Source organism: Streptomyces sp. RKND-216, assembly GCF_004795255.1.
GTDB lineage: Bacteria > Actinomycetota > Actinomycetes > Streptomycetales > Streptomycetaceae > Streptomyces > Streptomyces hazeniae.
In genome coordinates this window covers 645,972-661,532 of the sequence record NZ_SSBQ01000002.1, presented here as the reverse complement: position 1 = coordinate 661,532, position 15,561 = coordinate 645,972, and the positions used below count along the sequence as shown (strand labels likewise).

15 protein-coding genes are annotated in these 15,561 nt (G+C 73.9%); 7 read left to right on the top strand and 8 right to left on the bottom strand.

The annotated features are described in order from the left end of the window. Nucleotides 1–15: 15 nt before the first annotated feature. From E4198_RS03220 to E4198_RS03190, 7 genes are all read right to left on the bottom strand, one after another. On the bottom strand, nt 16–1,377 hold the full coding sequence (locus E4198_RS03220) for a GTP-binding protein (RefSeq protein ID WP_136181797.1): 1,362 nt from the start codon (nt 1,375–1,377) through the stop codon (nt 16–18). A gap of 4 nt (nt 1,378–1,381) precedes the next feature. Continuing rightward, nucleotides 1,382–2,323: a sulfate adenylyltransferase subunit CysD gene (gene cysD, locus E4198_RS03215; RefSeq protein ID WP_136181796.1), complete on the bottom strand. Its 942-nt coding sequence runs from the start codon at nt 2,321–2,323 to the stop codon at nt 1,382–1,384. Then, nucleotides 2,320–2,865: an adenylyl-sulfate kinase gene (gene cysC, locus E4198_RS03210; RefSeq protein WP_136181795.1), complete on the bottom strand. Its 546-nt coding sequence runs from the start codon at nt 2,863–2,865 to the stop codon at nt 2,320–2,322. Before cysC ends, cysD begins: the two co-directional genes overlap by 4 nt. Nucleotides 2,866–2,907: 42 nt before the next feature. After that, on the bottom strand, nt 2,908–3,645 hold the full coding sequence (locus E4198_RS03205) for a phosphoadenylyl-sulfate reductase (protein WP_136181794.1): 738 nt from the start codon (nt 3,643–3,645) through the stop codon (nt 2,908–2,910). Beyond that, nucleotides 3,642–3,848: a hypothetical protein gene (locus tag E4198_RS03200; RefSeq protein ID WP_136181793.1), complete on the bottom strand. Its 207-nt coding sequence runs from the start codon at nt 3,846–3,848 to the stop codon at nt 3,642–3,644. Before E4198_RS03200 ends, E4198_RS03205 begins: the two co-directional genes overlap by 4 nt. After that, nucleotides 3,845–5,542, bottom strand: coding sequence for a nitrite/sulfite reductase (locus E4198_RS03195; protein WP_136181792.1), 1,698 nt, complete (start codon nt 5,540–5,542; stop codon nt 3,845–3,847). Before E4198_RS03195 ends, E4198_RS03200 begins: the two co-directional genes overlap by 4 nt. Nucleotides 5,543–5,958: 416 nt before the next feature. Beyond that, on the bottom strand, nt 5,959–6,528 hold the full coding sequence (locus tag E4198_RS03190; protein ID WP_136181791.1) for a GNAT family N-acetyltransferase: 570 nt from the start codon (nt 6,526–6,528) through the stop codon (nt 5,959–5,961). Nucleotides 6,529–6,670: 142 nt separating this feature from the next. Between E4198_RS03190 and E4198_RS03185 the strand changes: the two genes are divergently transcribed. The 6 genes from E4198_RS03185 to E4198_RS03160 all read left to right on the top strand — a co-directional run bounded on the left by E4198_RS03185 (nt 6,671) and on the right by E4198_RS03160 (nt 13,392). Next, entirely contained in the window at nt 6,671–7,825 is a 1,155-nt protein-coding gene (locus E4198_RS03185; protein ID WP_247597849.1) for a YihY/virulence factor BrkB family protein, read from the top strand. A 275-nt stretch (nt 7,826–8,100) separates the two neighbouring features. Then, complete coding sequence (gene rsgA, locus E4198_RS03180) at nt 8,101–9,237, top strand: ribosome small subunit-dependent GTPase A (RefSeq protein WP_136181789.1); 1,137 nt, start codon at nt 8,101–8,103, stop codon at nt 9,235–9,237. Between the two features lie 10 nt (nt 9,238–9,247). Beyond that, a complete protein-coding gene (locus tag E4198_RS03175) occupies nt 9,248–9,931 on the top strand; it encodes a hypothetical protein (protein WP_247597533.1) in 684 nt (227 codons plus the stop codon). 41 nt (nt 9,932–9,972) lie between these two features. After that, nucleotides 9,973–11,226, top strand: a complete 1,254-nt coding sequence (locus tag E4198_RS03170; RefSeq protein ID WP_136181788.1) for an MFS transporter — start codon at nt 9,973–9,975, stop codon at nt 11,224–11,226. Between the two features lie 97 nt (nt 11,227–11,323). Continuing rightward, the gene (locus tag E4198_RS03165) at nt 11,324–12,904 is read left to right on the top strand and encodes an AlkA N-terminal domain-containing protein (protein WP_136181787.1); all 1,581 of its coding nucleotides are present in this window, start codon (nt 11,324–11,326) and stop codon (nt 12,902–12,904) included. Further along, nucleotides 12,904–13,392, top strand: coding sequence for a methylated-DNA--[protein]-cysteine S-methyltransferase (locus E4198_RS03160; RefSeq protein ID WP_136181786.1), 489 nt, complete (start codon nt 12,904–12,906; stop codon nt 13,390–13,392). The genes E4198_RS03165 and E4198_RS03160 overlap by 1 nt, the downstream gene beginning before the upstream one ends. A 28-nt stretch (nt 13,393–13,420) precedes the next feature. Here E4198_RS03160 and E4198_RS03155 read toward each other — a convergent pair whose 3' ends face one another. Next, nucleotides 13,421–13,813 carry a PPOX class F420-dependent oxidoreductase gene (locus tag E4198_RS03155; protein WP_136181785.1) on the bottom strand — a complete coding sequence of 131 codons (393 nt, stop codon included), beginning with the start codon at nt 13,811–13,813 and terminating at the stop codon, nt 13,421–13,423. Between the two features lie 134 nt (nt 13,814–13,947). On the opposite strand from E4198_RS03155, the gene E4198_RS03150 reads away from it, so the two are divergent. Next, nucleotides 13,948–15,543: a protein phosphatase 2C domain-containing protein gene (locus tag E4198_RS03150; RefSeq protein ID WP_136181784.1), complete on the top strand. Its 1,596-nt coding sequence runs from the start codon at nt 13,948–13,950 to the stop codon at nt 15,541–15,543. The last annotated feature ends 18 nt before the right edge of the window (nt 15,544–15,561 follow it).

The following is a 15,561-nucleotide window of genomic DNA, read 5'->3' as shown; positions in this document are numbered from 1 at the left end:
GGGTGCGCGGACGGGTCAGAAGTCCCAGCCGTCGTCGTCGGCCGTGCCGCCCTGGGTCTCCTTGGTCTCCTCCGCCGCCTCGGCGAAGGCGTCGCCCGCCATACCGGCGGTCAGTGTCGTCCCGTCGGCCGGGTCGATGAGCAGGAACGACCCGGTGCGCCGGGAGTCGGCGTAGGCGTCGACCGGGAGGGCCTGCGCGGTGCGCAGCACGACACGGCCGATGTCGTTGGCGACCAGCTCGCCCGGCGCGGGGTGCTGGGAGAGGTCGGCCAGCGTCAGGCGGGACGGGATGTCCTTGACGATGGCCTTCACCGTGCGGGTGGCGTGCTTGAGCAGCACGCGGTCGCCGACCTTCAGCGGACGGTCGTGCAGGTGCGCCACGGTCGCCGTCAGGTCCTGGCTGGGCGAGAGCTTCGCGTCGGCCGGGGCGATCATGTCGCCGCGGGAGATGTCGAGGTCGTCGGTGAGCCGGAGCGTGACGGACTGCGGGGCCCAGGCGACATCGACCGGCTCGCCGAGCGCGTCGATGCCCTCGATGGTGCTGGTGCGTCCGGAGGGCTGGACGGTGATGCGGTCGCCGACGCGGAAGATGCCGGACGCGATCTGGCCGGCGTAGCCGCGGTAGTCGCGGTGCTCGTCGGTCTGCGGGCGGATCACGACCTGCACCGGGAAGCGGGCCGGGTCGTCGCTGGGGTCGTGGCTGACCTGCACCGTCTCCAGGTGCTCCAGGACGGTCGGGCCGCCGTACCAGTCCATGTTGGCGGAGGCGGTGACCACGTTGTCGCCGACCAGGGCGGAGATCGGGATGGTGGTGATCTCCGGGACGCCCAGCGAGGCGGCGTAGGCGGTGAACTCCTCGGCGATCGAGGCGAACACCTTCTCCTGGTAGTCGACCAGGTCCATCTTGTTGACGCACATGACGACGTGCGGGACGCGGAGCAGGGCGGCGACGGCCGCGTGGCGGCGGGTCTGCTCGACGACGCCGTTGCGCGCGTCGACCAGCACCACGGCGAGTTCGGCGGTGGAGGCGCCGGTCACCATGTTGCGGGTGTACTGCACGTGCCCGGGCGTGTCGGCCAGGATGAACCGGCGCTTGGTGGTCGCGAAGTACCGGTAGGCGACGTCGATGGTGATGCCCTGCTCGCGCTCGGCGCGCAGACCGTCGGTGAGCAGCGCCAGGTCGGGCGCGTCCTGGCCGCGGTTGCGGGAAGCGGTCTCCACGGCCTCCAGCTGGTCGGTGAGCACCGACTTGGAGTCGTGCAGCAGCCGTCCGACGAGGGTGGACTTGCCGTCGTCCACGGAACCGGCGGTGGCGAAGCGCAGCAAGGAGGTGGCGGCGAGCGCCGCGGCGGTGTCGATGGTGGGGGATGTGCTCATGGGTCTAGAAGTATCCCTCGCGCTTGCGGTCTTCCATGGCGGCTTCGGACATCTTGTCGTCGGCGCGGGTGGCGCCGCGTTCGGTGAGGCGGGAGGCGGCGATCTCGGTGATGATCGCGTCGTTGGTGTCGGCGTCGGAGTCGACGGCGCCGGTGCAGGACATGTCGCCGACGGTGCGGTAGCGCACGGTGCGGGTCTGCAGGGTGGTCTTCTCGGTGTCGGTGGGGCCGCCCCAGTCGCCGGCGGAGAGCCACATGCCGTTGCGGGAGAAGACCTCGCGGCGGTGGGCGTAGTAGATGGCGGGGAGTTCGATCTTCTCGTGGCCGATGTACTGCCACACGTCGAGTTCGGTCCAGTTGGACAGGGGGAAGACGCGGACGTGTTCGCCGGGGGAGTGGCGGCCGTTGTAGAGCTGCCACAGTTCGGGGCGCTGGCGGCGGGGGTCCCAGCCGCCGAATTCGTCGCGGAGGGAGAAGACGCGTTCCTTGGCGCGGGCCTTCTCCTCGTCGCGGCGGCCGCCGCCGAAGACGGCGTCGAAGCGGTTCTTGTCGATGGCGTCGAGGAGGGGGACGGTCTGGAGGGGGTTGCGTGTGCCGTCGGGGCGTTCGCGGAGGGTGCCGTCGTCGATGAAGTCCTGGACGTGGGCGACGTGGAGGCGGAGGTTGTGGCGTTCGACGGTGGCGTCGCGGTGGGCGAGGACTTCGGGGAAGTTGTGGCCGGTGTCGACGTGGAGGAGGGAGAAGGGCACCGGGGCGGGGGCGAAGGCCTTGATCGCCAGGTGCAGCATGACGATGGAGTCCTTGCCCCCGGAGAAGAGGATCACGGGGCGCTCGAACTCCCCGGCCACCTCCCGGAAGATGTGTACCGCCTCCGACTCCAACGCGTCCAGATGCGACAACGCGTACGGGTTGTCCGTGTCGTCCGACACCACGGTCGCGGACGTCATGCCAGTCCCCTTTCGACGAGCAGCGCGTGGAGCGCGCCCGCTGATTCCTCGACGCTCTGCTGGTGCGCCTCGATCCGCAGGTCCGGGTCCGCGGGCACCTCGTACGGGTCGTCGACCCCGGTCAGCCCGGCGATCTCCCCGGCTGCCTGACGTGCGTAGAGACCCTTCACGTCACGCTCGGAGCACACCTCCACCGGGGTGGAGACGTGCACCTCCAGGTACCCGGTTCCCGCCGCCTGGTGACGCTTGCGGACGGCCTCCCGGCTGTCCGCGTACGGGGCGATCACCGGGACGAGCGCCTTGACCCCGTTGGAGGCGAGGAGCTCGGCCACGAACCCGATCCGCTGCACATTAGTGTGCCGGTCCTCCTGAGAGAAACCGAGCCCGGCGGACAGGAAGGTCCGGATCTCGTCCCCGTCCAGCACCTCCACCCGGTGACCCTCGCCGGCCAGGTGGTTTGCCAGCGCGCGGGCGATCGTGGTCTTCCCCGCACTGGGCAGGCCGGTGAGCCACACCGTGGCTCCCGTGTCCGTCAGGCTCATGCCCCTGCTCCCTGCAATCCTCGTCCATCGGGCCGCCACGTCTCACACGTGCAGGCCGCACTCCGTCTTGTCGAAGCCGGACCAGCGCCCGGCGCGGGCGTCCTCGCCGTCCTGGACCCGGCGGGTGCAGGGCGCGCAGCCGATCGAGGCGTAGCCGTCGGACAGCAGCGGGTTGGTGAGAACTCCGTGCTCCGCAACGTAACGGTCCACATCCGGTTGTGACCAACGGGCGATCGGGGAGATCTTGACCTTTTTCCGCCGGTCGTCCCAGCCGACCACGGGCGTGAGGGAGCGCAGCGGCGACTCCTCGCGCCGCAGCCCGGTGGCCCAGGCGTCGTAGCCACGCAGGGACTCCTCCAGCGGGAGCACCTTGCGCAGCGCGCAGCACAGGTCCGGGTCGCGGTCGTGCAGCCGGGTGCCCTGGCGTGCGTCCTGCTCGGCCACCGACTGCCGGGGTGTGACGGTGATCACCTCCACGTCCATCACGGCGGCCACCGCGTCCCGGGTGCCGATCGTCTCCGGGAAGTGGTATCCGGTGTCGAGGAACACGACGTGGACGCCGGGCAGCGCGCGCGAGGCGAGGTGTGCGACGACGGCGTCCTCCATCGAGGAGGTCACGCAGAACCGGTGACCGAAGGTGTCCGCGGCCCAGCGCATCACGTCCAGCGCGTCCGCGCCCTCCAGCGCGCGGCCCGCCTCCAGAGCGAGCCGGCGCAGTTCGGCCTTGCTGTGGCGTTGGGCCGGCAGCGACTCGCGTACGGGCTCCTGGGCGGTGGTCATGAGGTCTGGTCCCCTTCCGGGCCGTCGTCGGGCCGCAGGCCGGAGGCCAGCAGTCCGAGGAAAGAGAGCGTGAAGGCGCGGTTGCAGGAGCGGCATTCCCATGGGACGCCGGCGCCGCGCGCGGCGTCCGGGCGGCCCTCGGACGGCCGCAGGTCCTCGTCTCCGCAGTACGGGCAGTAGAAGGGCGCCGCTCGCTCGCTCATGTGAGGGCCCCCTCGTCGGCGCGTGCCGCCCACTGGGCGAACCGTTCGCCGTCCTCGCGCTGCTCGGAGTAGGCGCGCAGCACCCGCTCGATGTAGTCGGGCAGTTCGTCGGCGGTCACCTTCAGGCCGCGGACCTTGCGCCCGAAGCCGGGCTCCAGTCCGAGCGAGCCGCCCAGGTGCACCTGGTAGCCCTCGACCTGGTTGCCGTCCGCGTCGGTGACCAGCTGTCCCTTGAGGCCGATGTCCGCGACCTGGATGCGGGCGCAGGAGTTGGGGCAGCCGTTGAGGTTGATGGTGACGGGTTCGTCGAAGTCCGGCAGCCGCTGTTCCAGCTCGTCGATGAGGCGGGCGCCGCGGCCCTTGGTCTCGACGATGGCCAGCTTGCAGAACTCGATGCCGGTGCAGGCCATGGTGCCGCGCCGGAAGACCGACGGGGTGGTGGTCAGGTCCAGGGCCTCCAGCGCCTCGGTCAGCGAGGGGACCTGCTCCTGCTCCACGTCCAGAATGATCATCTTCTGTTCGACGGTGGTCCGGACCCGGCCGGATCCGTGCGCCTCAGCGAGGTCGGCGATCTTGCCGAGGGTGGCGCCGTCCACCCGGCCGACGCGTGGCGCGAAACCGACGTAGTACCGGCCGTCCCGCTGCTCGTGGACGCCGACGTGGTCGCGCCAGCGCTGCACCGGCTGGGCGGGCGCCGGGCCGTCGGCCATCGTCCGCAGCAAGTACTCGTCCTCCAGGACCTGCCGGAACCTCGAAGGGCCCCAGTCGGCTACCAGGTACTTCAGCCGGGCGCGGTTGCGCAGCCGCCGGTAGCCGTAGTCGCGGAAGATCGCGACGACGCCCTCGTGGACGTCTGCGACGTCCTCGATCGGCACCCAGGCGCCCAGGCGGACGCCCAGCTTCGGGTTGGTGGACAGGCCGCCGCCGACCCACACGTCGAAGCCCGGGCCCAGCTCGGGGTGCTCCACGCCGACGAACGACACGTCGTTGATCTCGTGCACCACGTCCAGCACGGGCGAACCGGACACGGCGGCCTTGAACTTGCGCGGCAGGTTCGAGTACGCCGGGTTGCCGACCACACGGCGGGCGATCTCCTCCAGCGCCGGGGTGCCGTCGATGATCTCGTCCTTGGCGATACCGGCCACGGGCGACCCGAGGATCACGCGCGGCGTGTCGCCGCACGCCTCGGTGGTGGACAGTCCCACGGACTCCAGCCGCCGCCAGATCTCCGGCATGTCCTCCACCCGGATCCAGTGGAACTGGACGTTCTGCCGGTCCGTGATGTCGGCGGTGCCGCGGGCGAACTCCTGGGACACCTCGCCGACGACGCGCAGTTGCGCGGTGGTGAGCCGGCCGCCGTCGATACGGACGCGGAGCATGAAGTACTCGTCGTCCAGCTCCTCCGGCTCCAGGACGGCTGTCTTCCCGCCGCTGATGCCGGGCTTCCGCTGGGTATACAGCCCCCACCAGCGCATTCGTCCGCGCAGGTCGGCGCCGTCGATGGACGCGAAGCCGCGGTGCGCGTAGATCGTCTCGATGCGACGGCGCACATGGAGACCGTCGTCGTCCTTCTTCGTCTGCTCGTTGCCGTTGAGCGGGGTGAAGTGCCCGGCTGCCCACTGGCCTTCGCCGCGGTGACGGCCGGCCTTGCGGCGGGGCCGTGCGGCGGCGGGGCGCTGAGGGGTGTCGGCCATGACGGTATGTCCTCCGGCTGCTTCACTGACGTTCGGATGGGTCGCGCGCGCCGCGGCACGGGGTGTCGGAGCGCGCGCAACCGGCGCGCAGGCACGCGTGCAGAGCGCACGCGGGCGCGCGGAAGGTTGCTACAGGGGTGACGGGCACGCGCTCGCGACGGCGGGGGCGCGGTGCTCGGCGATCGGCGGTGCTGGGACTGTCAGCCCGCCGGACAGATGGCGCTGGACATGCGGCCGAGGTCGACGTGGCGTCGACTCACCAGGGCGATTCCAGCTCGGGACATGCCGAAAAGCGTGGCACGCGCCGCGAGGCGCGTCCACTGCCTTCCGAAGTGTGGACACCGCCGTCTCGCATCCCGGGAATCGTGACCGGCGTCACACCGGGAGCCGGAAGGTCCGGGTGCCCGAGTGACGGGTCAGGCGCCCGGCCACGGGCCGGGCGCCTCGTGTGCGGGTTCCTGCTCCGTGCGGGTGTCGAAGAGCCGGAAGCCGCGGCGCCGGTAGTTCTCCAGTGCGTAGGGGCCGTCCTTGCTGCAGGTGTGCACCCACACCCGCCGCGTCGGCCGGCGGTTCGGCCAGCGGGTGGCGAGATCCCAGGCCCGCGCCGTGCCGTACGACAGCAGGTGCCCGCCGACGCCCCGGCCGCGGAACGCCGGCAGCAGCCCGAAGTAACTGATCTCGACCACGCCGTCCGCCTGCCCGTCCAGCTCCACGAAACCGGCGGGCGTGCCGCGCTGCCACGCCACCCAGGTCTCCACGCCCGGGCGCTCCAGGAACTCCGCCCAGCGGGAGCGTGGCCACGGCAACCGGTCCGTCCAGGTCACGTCGCCTCCCACGGCGGTGTAGAGGAAGCGACTGAACTCCGGACTCGGCACCTCGGCCCGCACTGTCCGTATCCCGGACGTCTCGTCCGGGATACGAGAAGGTGTCAGGTCCTCGGGAGAGGTCTGCTCCAGCGACCAGGTGGTGACGGCGACCGTGTCCATGCGGCCATTGCACCATTCCGGGTCAGCCCGGGGGCCGGCGGCCGGATACGTTGAGCAGGTGCACGCCGACGAATCCCCTGAGCGCTCCACGGGAGCACTGCGCAGAGCCCGCGCCGTCTACCGCAACGTCCCGAAGCGGAAGATGGCGTGGCTGCTGCTGAAGGACACCGTCAACTCCTGCATCGAGTACCGGGTCCTCGGGCTCGCCGCCGAGGCGGCGTTCTTCACCCTCATCTCCATCCCCCCGCTGCTCCTCGGTCTCATCGGGCTCATCGGCTACCTCGACGGCTGGTTCGACACCGACACCATCGACTCCATCCGCGACAACTTCATCACCGCCGCCGAGGCGGTACTCTCCGACCGCGGCGTCGACCAGGTGGCCCGGCCGCTGATCGACGACGTCATCCGCGGCGGGCGCCCCGACGTGATCTCGATCGGCTTCGCCCTCGCCCTGTGGTCCGGATCCCGCGCCGTCAACGTCTTCATCGACACCATCACCGTCATGTACGGCCTGGACGGGCACCGCGGCATCGTCAAGACCCGGCTGCTGGCCTTCGTGCTCTACCTGGTCGCCCTCGTGATCGGCATGGTCGCGCTGCCCCTGATGGTCGCGGGACCGGACGCGGTCATGCACCTGGTGCCGCAGACCGAGTGGCTGGTCAGGGTCTTCTACTGGCCCGTCGTGCTGCTGCTCTCCATCGTCTTCCTCACCACCCTCTACCACGTGTCGGTCCCGGTCCGCTCGCCCTGGCGCGAGGACATCCCCGGCGCGCTGGTCGCCCTGGTGATGTGGGTGCTCGGCAGCGCCCTGCTGCGCCTCTACCTCACCAACACCGTCGAGGGCCCCACCCTGTACGGCTCCCTCGCCGCACCGGTCGCCGTCCTGCTGTGGATCGGCGTCTCCGCCTTCGCCGTGCTGGTCGGCGCCGCCGTCAACGCCGCCATCGACCGGGTCTGGCCGTCCGTCGCCACCGCCGCGGCCCGCCGCGAGACCGAGGACGCCAGGGAGCAGGCCGCCGCCGAGATGATCCGCGCCGCCGAGACGCGCCGCGCCATGCGCGACGCCGAGGGGGAGGGCGACGGCGACCAGAACCCGCCCGCCGAGTTCCCCGAGCGCTGGACCAGGTTCCTGCCGCCCGGCGACGTGCGGTCCCGGCTGCGCACCCGCGGCCCGCACGGCGGCGCTCACGACGATCACCACGGCGACCGGCACGCGAACGGCGAAGGCGGCGGGCACCGCACCGGACCCGGCCCGGGGAACGGCACCGGGCCGGGCGACGTTGGGGACCGGGACTGACGCCTTCGCGCGAAAACCCGTGGCACCGCCGGTGCCTCCGGACGTACGCTGCTCGGGGCCGAGGACACCGGGGTCCGCGACGCCGGACCGACGAGCGAAGGACAGGGAGGTGAGGGCCGTGACGACGACTGCCGCCGCCGTGGGCCGCGCCCACACGCATCCGCCGATCCCCTCCCTCCCCGTGATCCCGGGCTCCCGCCGCCTCTGACGCGGCGCCCCGCAGGTGGCGCGCCGCCGCCCGCACCGGGATCACCCCTTCCGAAGGGCATCCCGTCTTGAACGACGTCCCGCACGACCCCCACGGCCTCGCCGGCTACGGCTGGAACGACGAGGTTGCCGACGCCTTCGGCCCGCACGCGGCCGCGGGGCTGCTCCCCGCACGCATCGCCCGCGTGGACCGCGGCCGCTGCGAGGCGATCACCCCGCACGGCACCGTCCACGCGGGCATCGAACCCGTCGCCACCCACGACCCCACCCGGTGGCTCACCACCGGCGACTGGGCCGCGATCGGCGACGACGCGCAGGGCCGGCCCGAGGTGAAGGCGATCCTGCCCCGCCGCACCGCGTTCCTCCGCTCCACCTCCTCCAAGCGATCCGAGGGCCAGGTGCTCGCGGCCAACGTCGACCACGCCGTCGTCGCCGTGTCGCTCGCCGCCGAACTCGACCTCGGCCGCATCGAGCGCTTCGTCTCGCTCGCCTGGACCAGCGGTGCGCAGCCGCTGGTCCTGCTCACCAAGACCGACCTGGTGCCCGACCCCGACACCCTCGCGCACCTCGTCGCCGACACCGAGACCGTCGCCCCCGGCGTGCGCGTCCTGCCCGTCAGCTCCCACACCGGAGAGGGCGTCGACGTGCTGCGGGCGCTCGTGACCGGGGGCAGCACCGTGCTGCTCGGCGTCTCCGGCGCCGGGAAGTCCACGCTGACGAACACCCTCGTCGGGCGGGAGGTGCAGCAGGTCAACACGATCCGCGACAGCGACGGCAAGGGCCGCCACACCACCACCGCCCGCGACCTGATCCCGCTCCCGGACGGCGGCGTCCTCATCGACACCCCAGGGCTGCGCGGCGTCGGACTCTGGGACGCGGGTGAAGGGCTGGAGCAGGCGTTCGCGGAGATCGAGGAGCTGGCCGCTCAGTGCCGCTTCCACGACTGCGGCCACCACTCAGAGCCCGGCTGCGCGGTCCTCGCCGCCATCGCCGATGGCTCCCTGGCCGAACGCCGCCTGGACAGCTACCGCAAGCTGCTCCGCGAGAACGAACGGCTGGCGGCCCGCACGGACGCCCGGCTGCGCGCCGAGCAGCGGCAGCGGTTCAAGCAGCGCCAGGCGATCGGGCGGCACATGATGGAACGCAAACGCGGCCCCGCGGGGGGCCGTTCGCGGCGCGGCGGGGGCGGCGGCTCCGGCTGGTAGCGTCCGCCGCATGCCCGACCCACACTGCCCCGTCGGCCGCCCCAGGTCCGGGCGCACGCCCGGCAGCACGCCGGGCCGTACGTCCGGGCGCGCTGCCGGCTCCGCCTTCGGGCCGCTGGAGTTCCAGCTCGTCCTGCTGCGGCGGATGGCCGACTTCCAGGCCGTGCGGGTCGAGGCGGCGCTGACCCGGCTGGGCGTCGGCCGTGCGGAGATGCGGGAGGCCAACCGTCGTTGGCAGGCCATGATCCGCTCTCCGCGCGCCCGCGGCACCCTGACCCGCTACCGCTCCGTCCTCGGCCCGCCCGAGGCCGTCGTCCACCGCAGGATCGGCGACCTCGACTGCGAGGCGCTGACCTGGCCGGTGCCCCTCTGGCCCGACCTGCGGTTCGAGGTGCTCGCCGCCGCCGGCGGGGCGGTGTGGAACGAGTGGCTGGTCCGGGCTCCCGGCGCGCCGCCGCCCCCGCTGCGCACACTGGAGGACCTGGAGCCCTGGTCCTGCACCGTCGACGAGGCGGCGCGCGCGTTCCCGCCCGCCCGTCCGCGGGAGGGCTCCGCCCCCACCCGCTGGGGGCTCGACCTCACCGTCCTGGACGCCGCCGGGGAACGCCACGCGGTGACCGCCGAGTTCTGCTGGGGCCTGCTTCAGCGCCTGCCGAAAACCATTCCCGCCCGGGACGCAGGCGGCGTACGCTGAGGCGCATGAACCGACGACGACATTGAGTTTCCTCCGCCCCCCTGGTCCCGGCGTCCGAGCAGCGGCTCGTCCGCACGCTCTACGCCTCGGCCTTCCTGGAGGACTGCGTCCTCCTGTACCCGGTCTACGCGCTGCTGTTCTCGCGGACCGGGCTTTCCGGCGCCGAGATCTCCTCGCTGTTCGTGCTCTGGTCGGTGACGGGCCTCGCCCTGGAGATCCCCTCCGGTGTCTGGGCCGACCGGTTCTCCCGGCGACGCCTCCTGACTCTCGCGCCCGCACTGTCCGGCGCGGGATTCGCGCTGTGGACCTTCGCCCCCTCCTACGCCGCCTTCGCTGCTGGCTTCGTCCTGTGGGGCGCGGGCAGCGCCCTGCGGTCGGGCACGCTGGAGGCCCTGGTCTACGAGGAACTGGCCCGCTGCGGCGCGTCGGACCGCTACGCACGCCGGATCGGCCGTTCGCGGGCCGTCGGTACCTGCGCCGAAGTGGCGGCCACCGCGGCGGCCGCACCGGCCCTCGCCGCAGGCGGCTACCAGGCGGTCGGAGTCGCCAGTGTGCTCGCCTGCGCGGCGGGCGTCCTCGTCGCCCGCACCTTCCCCGAGCACAGCGCCCGCGCCGGCGGGACGCCGGCCGACCCCGCCGACGCGGCGTCCGGCGGTCCAGCGCCTGATGGGGGGAGGGCGCCTGCGGCGGCAGAGGAGGCCGAGGAGTCCTTCCGCGCCGTCCTCCGCCACGGGGTCGCCGAGATCCGCCACTCGCGTGCGGCACGCCGCGCCGTGCTGCTGGTCGCGGTGCTGACCGGCTCGCTGGCGTACGACGAGTTCCTCTCCCTCTTCGCCGCCTCCACCGGAGTGGCCGACGCGACGGTGCCGCTGCTGGTGCTGCTCGTCTCGGCGGGCGCGGCGGTCGGGGAGTGGTTCGCGCACCGCGGCCACCGGCTGCTCGTTCCCGGCCTGGTCGTCTCCGGCGTGCTGCTGGCGCTCGGCGGGCTCAGTGCCCACCCGGCCGGCATGGGGCTGATCGCCGTCGCCTACGGAGTCGCCCGCTGGTCCGCCACGGCCGCCGAGGCGCGCCTCCAGGCCCGGATCTCCGACCGGGCCCGGGCCACGGTCGGCTCGATGGCGGGCTTCGGCTCCGAAGTGATGGCGATCCTCGTCTTCGCCGCGTACGGCCTCGGCTCCACCTGGTCGCCGCCCGGCCCGCTCATCGCCGCCGCGGCCCTGCCGCCGCTGGGAGTCGCCCTGCTCCTCGGCCTCTCCCGGTCCGCCGACGCCATGCGCTCCCGCACCGCCTCATGAGCCGGCCGGGCGGTCCGCGTACCCTTCCGCGCGGCGTGCACCGTCACGTCCGATTTCCGCTAGTGCCGGGGGTTCCCGGGCGCGCACACTGGAGCCCGTGACCACAGAAGACAGCAGGTACGAAGCAGTACGCAGCCGTGACGCGCGGTTCGACGGTGTGTTCTTCCTGGGCGTCACGAGCACCGGGATCTACTGCCGTCCGAGCTGCCCGGCCGTCACCCCGAAACGGGAGAACGTCCGGTTCCACCCCACCGCCGCGGCCGCGCAGGGCGCCGGTTTCCGTGCCTGCCGCCGCTGCCGACCGGACGCCGTGCCCGGCTCGCCGGAGTGGGACGTGCGCGCCGACGTCGTCGGCCGGGCCATGCGGATGATCGGCGACGGCGTGGTGGACCGGGAGGGCGTCGCCGGGCTCGCCGCCCGCCTCGGGTACAGCGCCCGGCAGGTGCAGCGGCAGCTCACCGCCGAACTCGGCGCCGGCCCCGTCGCCCTGGCCCGAGCCCAGCGCGCCCACACCGCCCGCGTGCTCCTCCAGACCACGACCCTGCCGGTGACGGAGATCGCGTTCGCCGCCGGGTTCGCCAGCGTGCGGCAGTTCAACGACACGATCCGGGAGACCTACGACGCGACGCCGAGCGGCCTCCGCGCCGCACGGCGCGGCGGCCTCGGGTCCGCCGGTCCGGCGCCAGCCGCCGGGGAGAACGGCGCGACGGGGACGGGCGGCGGGCCGTACGCCGGGGTCCCGCTGCGGCTCGCGTACCGGGGACCGTACGCCGCCGGCCGCATCCTCGACTTCCTCGCCCGCCGCGCCGTCCCCGGCATCGAGGAGGTGCGCGGTGAGGCCCCCGCGCGCACCTACCGGCGCACCCTCGCCCTCGCCTACGGCACCGGCGTGGTCGAGGTCGACGAGCGCACCGGGAGCACCGCCTCGGGACGGCACGGCTGGCTGGACGCCCGGCTGCGCCTCACCGATCTGCGCGACCTGACCGCGGCCGTGCAGCGCGTGCGTCGGCTGTTCGACCTGGACGCCGACCCGTACGCCGTCGCCGAACGCCTCGGCGGTGACCCGGCCCTCGGCCCGCTGCTCGCGGCGGACCCCGGTCTGCGGTCGCCCGGCTCGGCCGACGGCGACGAGATCGCCGTCCGCGCGGTGCTCGGTCAGCAGGTCACCGTCGCCGCGGCCCGTACGCTCGCCGGACGGCTCGTGGCCGCGCACGGCAAGCCGCTGCCCGTGCCGGACGGCGCGCTCACCCACCTCTTCCCCGAGCCCGGTGCGCTGGCCGACGCACCCCTGGACGAACTGGGCATGCCCGGCAGCCGCAAGCGCACCCTGCGCACGCTCTCCGCCGCGCTAGACGGCGGACGTCCCCCCGGCGCAGAGGGGGTGGCGGCCGCGGGAGGGTGGGGCCCAGTCGTCCTCGCGCCCGGCGCCGACCGCGAGGAGGCCGTCCGTGCGCTGCTCGCCCTCCCCGGCATCGGCCCGTGGACCGCCGACTACGTCCGCATGCGGGCGCTCGGCGACCCCGACGTCTTCCTGCCCGGCGACGTCGGCGTGCGGCACGGCCTCGCCGCCGTCGGCGCCGCGCCCGCCGCCGCCGACCGCTGGCGCCCCTGGCGCAGCTACGCCCTGCACCACCTCTGGAACGCCGCACGTCCCCGCACCTTTGAGGAGAACACCTGATGCTGTACACCACCCACCCCACGCCCCTGGGCGACCTGCTGCTCGCCGGACCCGAGCGCGGCGTGCTCGCCTGGATCTCCATGCCCGGCCAGAAGGGCGGCGCCGTCGTCGGCACCGGCTGGCGGCGCGACGACGAGGCGTTCCGCGACGCGCAGGAGCAGTTCGACGCCTACTTCGCGGGCGATCTCAAGGAGTTCGACCTGGTGCACGCCACCGCCGGCACCGTCTTCCGCGAGCGCGTCTGGGCGGCCCTGGACGAGATCCCGTACGGCTCGACCGTCAGCTACGGCGCGCTCGCCGACATGGCCGGCGTCGACCGGAGGGCGGTGCGGGCGGTGGGCGGCGCCGTGGGTTCCAACCCGCTGACCGTCGTACACCCCTGCCACCGGGTGGTCGGGGCGAGCGGTTCACTCACCGGCTTCGCGGGCGGCCTGGACCGCAAGCGCACGCTGCTCACCCTGGAGGGAGCGCTGCCCGCCCCGCTGTGAGGCACAGGCGCGGGGGCCGGGGGACGCCTCAGTCCTCCAGCCCCCAACTGTGCACCCAGCGCGGGTGGATGCGGATGACCTCGTCGCTGAAGAACGGCCCCAGTTCGTGCGGCCCGGTCAGCAGTTCCGCCTCGCCCCGGATCTCCACGCCCCGCACCCGCCACGGCCGTACGCTCACCAGGTCGTCCACGACGAGGGAGAGCTTCGGGTTCCGCAGCAGGTTGCGCCACTTCTTCGTGTCGCCCATCGCCCGGCCGCCGATCAGCACGGTGCCGTCCTTTTGCGGGAAGAAGCCGACGGGATTGGCCTGCGGCTGCCCGTGCCCGTCGACGGTCGCGAGCCGGCCGAGTCGCTGCGAGGCCAGGTAGTCGCGCTCGGCCCCGGTCAACGGCTCCGGCGCGCGCCCCGATGTGTCCGTCATGCCGCCAGCCTCACACGCCGTCCGCCCTCGCGCATCGGCAGCCGGTCGTATGAGCGGTCCGCCGTTCGCCTCCGGTCGGGTGGTCCTTCCGCCCGAGGTCTTCCGGTCCGCCGCAGCGCGACCACAATGGACGGATGAGCGATCAGGGGGAGGCGGACGGGCCCCGTCCGGCCGACGTGCCCGCAACCGGCGCCCGTTCGGGGCGGGAACGCGGTGTCGGGGGCGACACCTGGTGGGGCAGGCTGTACGACACGGACGCGCCGGACACCGGCGGTTCCGGCGCGGCCGACACCATCGACGACCGGTTCGCCTCCGCCCTCGCGGTAGGCGCCTCCACGAGGGGATCGCCGGACCCGGCCCCTCCCGAAGAGGACGCCCCGGGCTTGGTCGACGGCGCCCCGGCGCCCTCGCCCGCCCCGGCTCCAGAGGCTCCCGCCCCCTTGCCGCCACGCGCCCCTGCGCCGTCATCCGCTGCGCCGGACCCCGTCGAAGCCGTGGACCCGCTGGGCGACGCGGGCCCGCCCGAGGCGGTGGACCCGGCCGCCCCGGTGGACGCCGTCGAGGCCGCCGACCCCGCGACAGACGACGCGGCGCCCGGCGACGCACCGCCCCGCGAGACGGTGGGCCGACCGCGCCGGGCACCTGCCCCGCCGCCCTCCCCGCGTCCCGCCGGCCGCACCCGGTGGCGCGGTATGCGCGGGGCCTTCGGGGCTGCCGGACGGCCGCCCGTTTCCACCGGGGCGCCGCGCCGGCTGCTCCAGCCGCCCGAGCCGGGCGTGTTGGCCGACGCCGACCCCGGGGCCCTGTCCGACCTGGTGCCGGACACCGTGCTGGACGGCGCCCGCCATGCCTCCCTGGTGCTGCGCGCCGTGTCCGCCCGCGGCGGCTCCGCCCGCCAGCGCGGCGAACCGCGCGGCGACGCGCTGCTCACCGCCTGCTTCGGCACCGGCCGCGAGGCGCTGCTCTTCGTCGCCGTGGCGAAGGGTGGCCCTCCCGGCCACGGGGGCGTGGCCCGAGGGGCAGGCTCCAGCTCCGTGCCCGCCGGCCGCCGCGCGGCGCGGGAACTCTGCCAGACGATCGGCGAGGCCGTCGGCCGCAGCCGCGCCCGCCTGGTGGAGGACATCGCCACGGACCGCCGCGCCACGCTGTCCAGCGGCCTGAAACGACTCACCGACCGCTGCTACGGGCGGCTGCGCGCCCAGGCCGCTGCGCTCTCCCTCGCGCCCGACGCGTACAGCGCCGACCTGCGTTGCCTGCTGCTGCCGGCCGATCCGGACTGCGCGACCCGGGTCGTCTTCGGCACCGGCAGCGGGGGTCTCTTCCGCCTGCGCGACGGGGAGTGGACGGATCTGGAGCCGGTCGAGGAGCACGCTGCGACCCCGCCGCGCTGGCGCGCGGCCCACCTGCCCGACCCGCGGCTGCCGCAGGGTGAGGGCGGCGAGGAGGACGGGGCGGAGCCGGGCGACGGCGCCGCCGGGCGGGCGCTCCCGCCCCCGTTCCGCTTCCGGGTGGTCGCCACCGAGCCGGGCGACGCGCTGCTGCTGTGCAGCGCCGGCCTCGCCGTGCCGCTGCGCGGGGACCCGGCCTTCGCGGACACGCTGGCCTCCCGGTGGGCGGGCGCGGAAGAGCCGCCGGCACCGGCGACGTTCCTCACCGACGTCCAGGGGCCGGCACCGGCCTACGGCGACGACCGTACGGCGGTCGCCGTCTGGCAGGTCCCCACCGGCTGAGCCCGTCCGGGCCGCTCC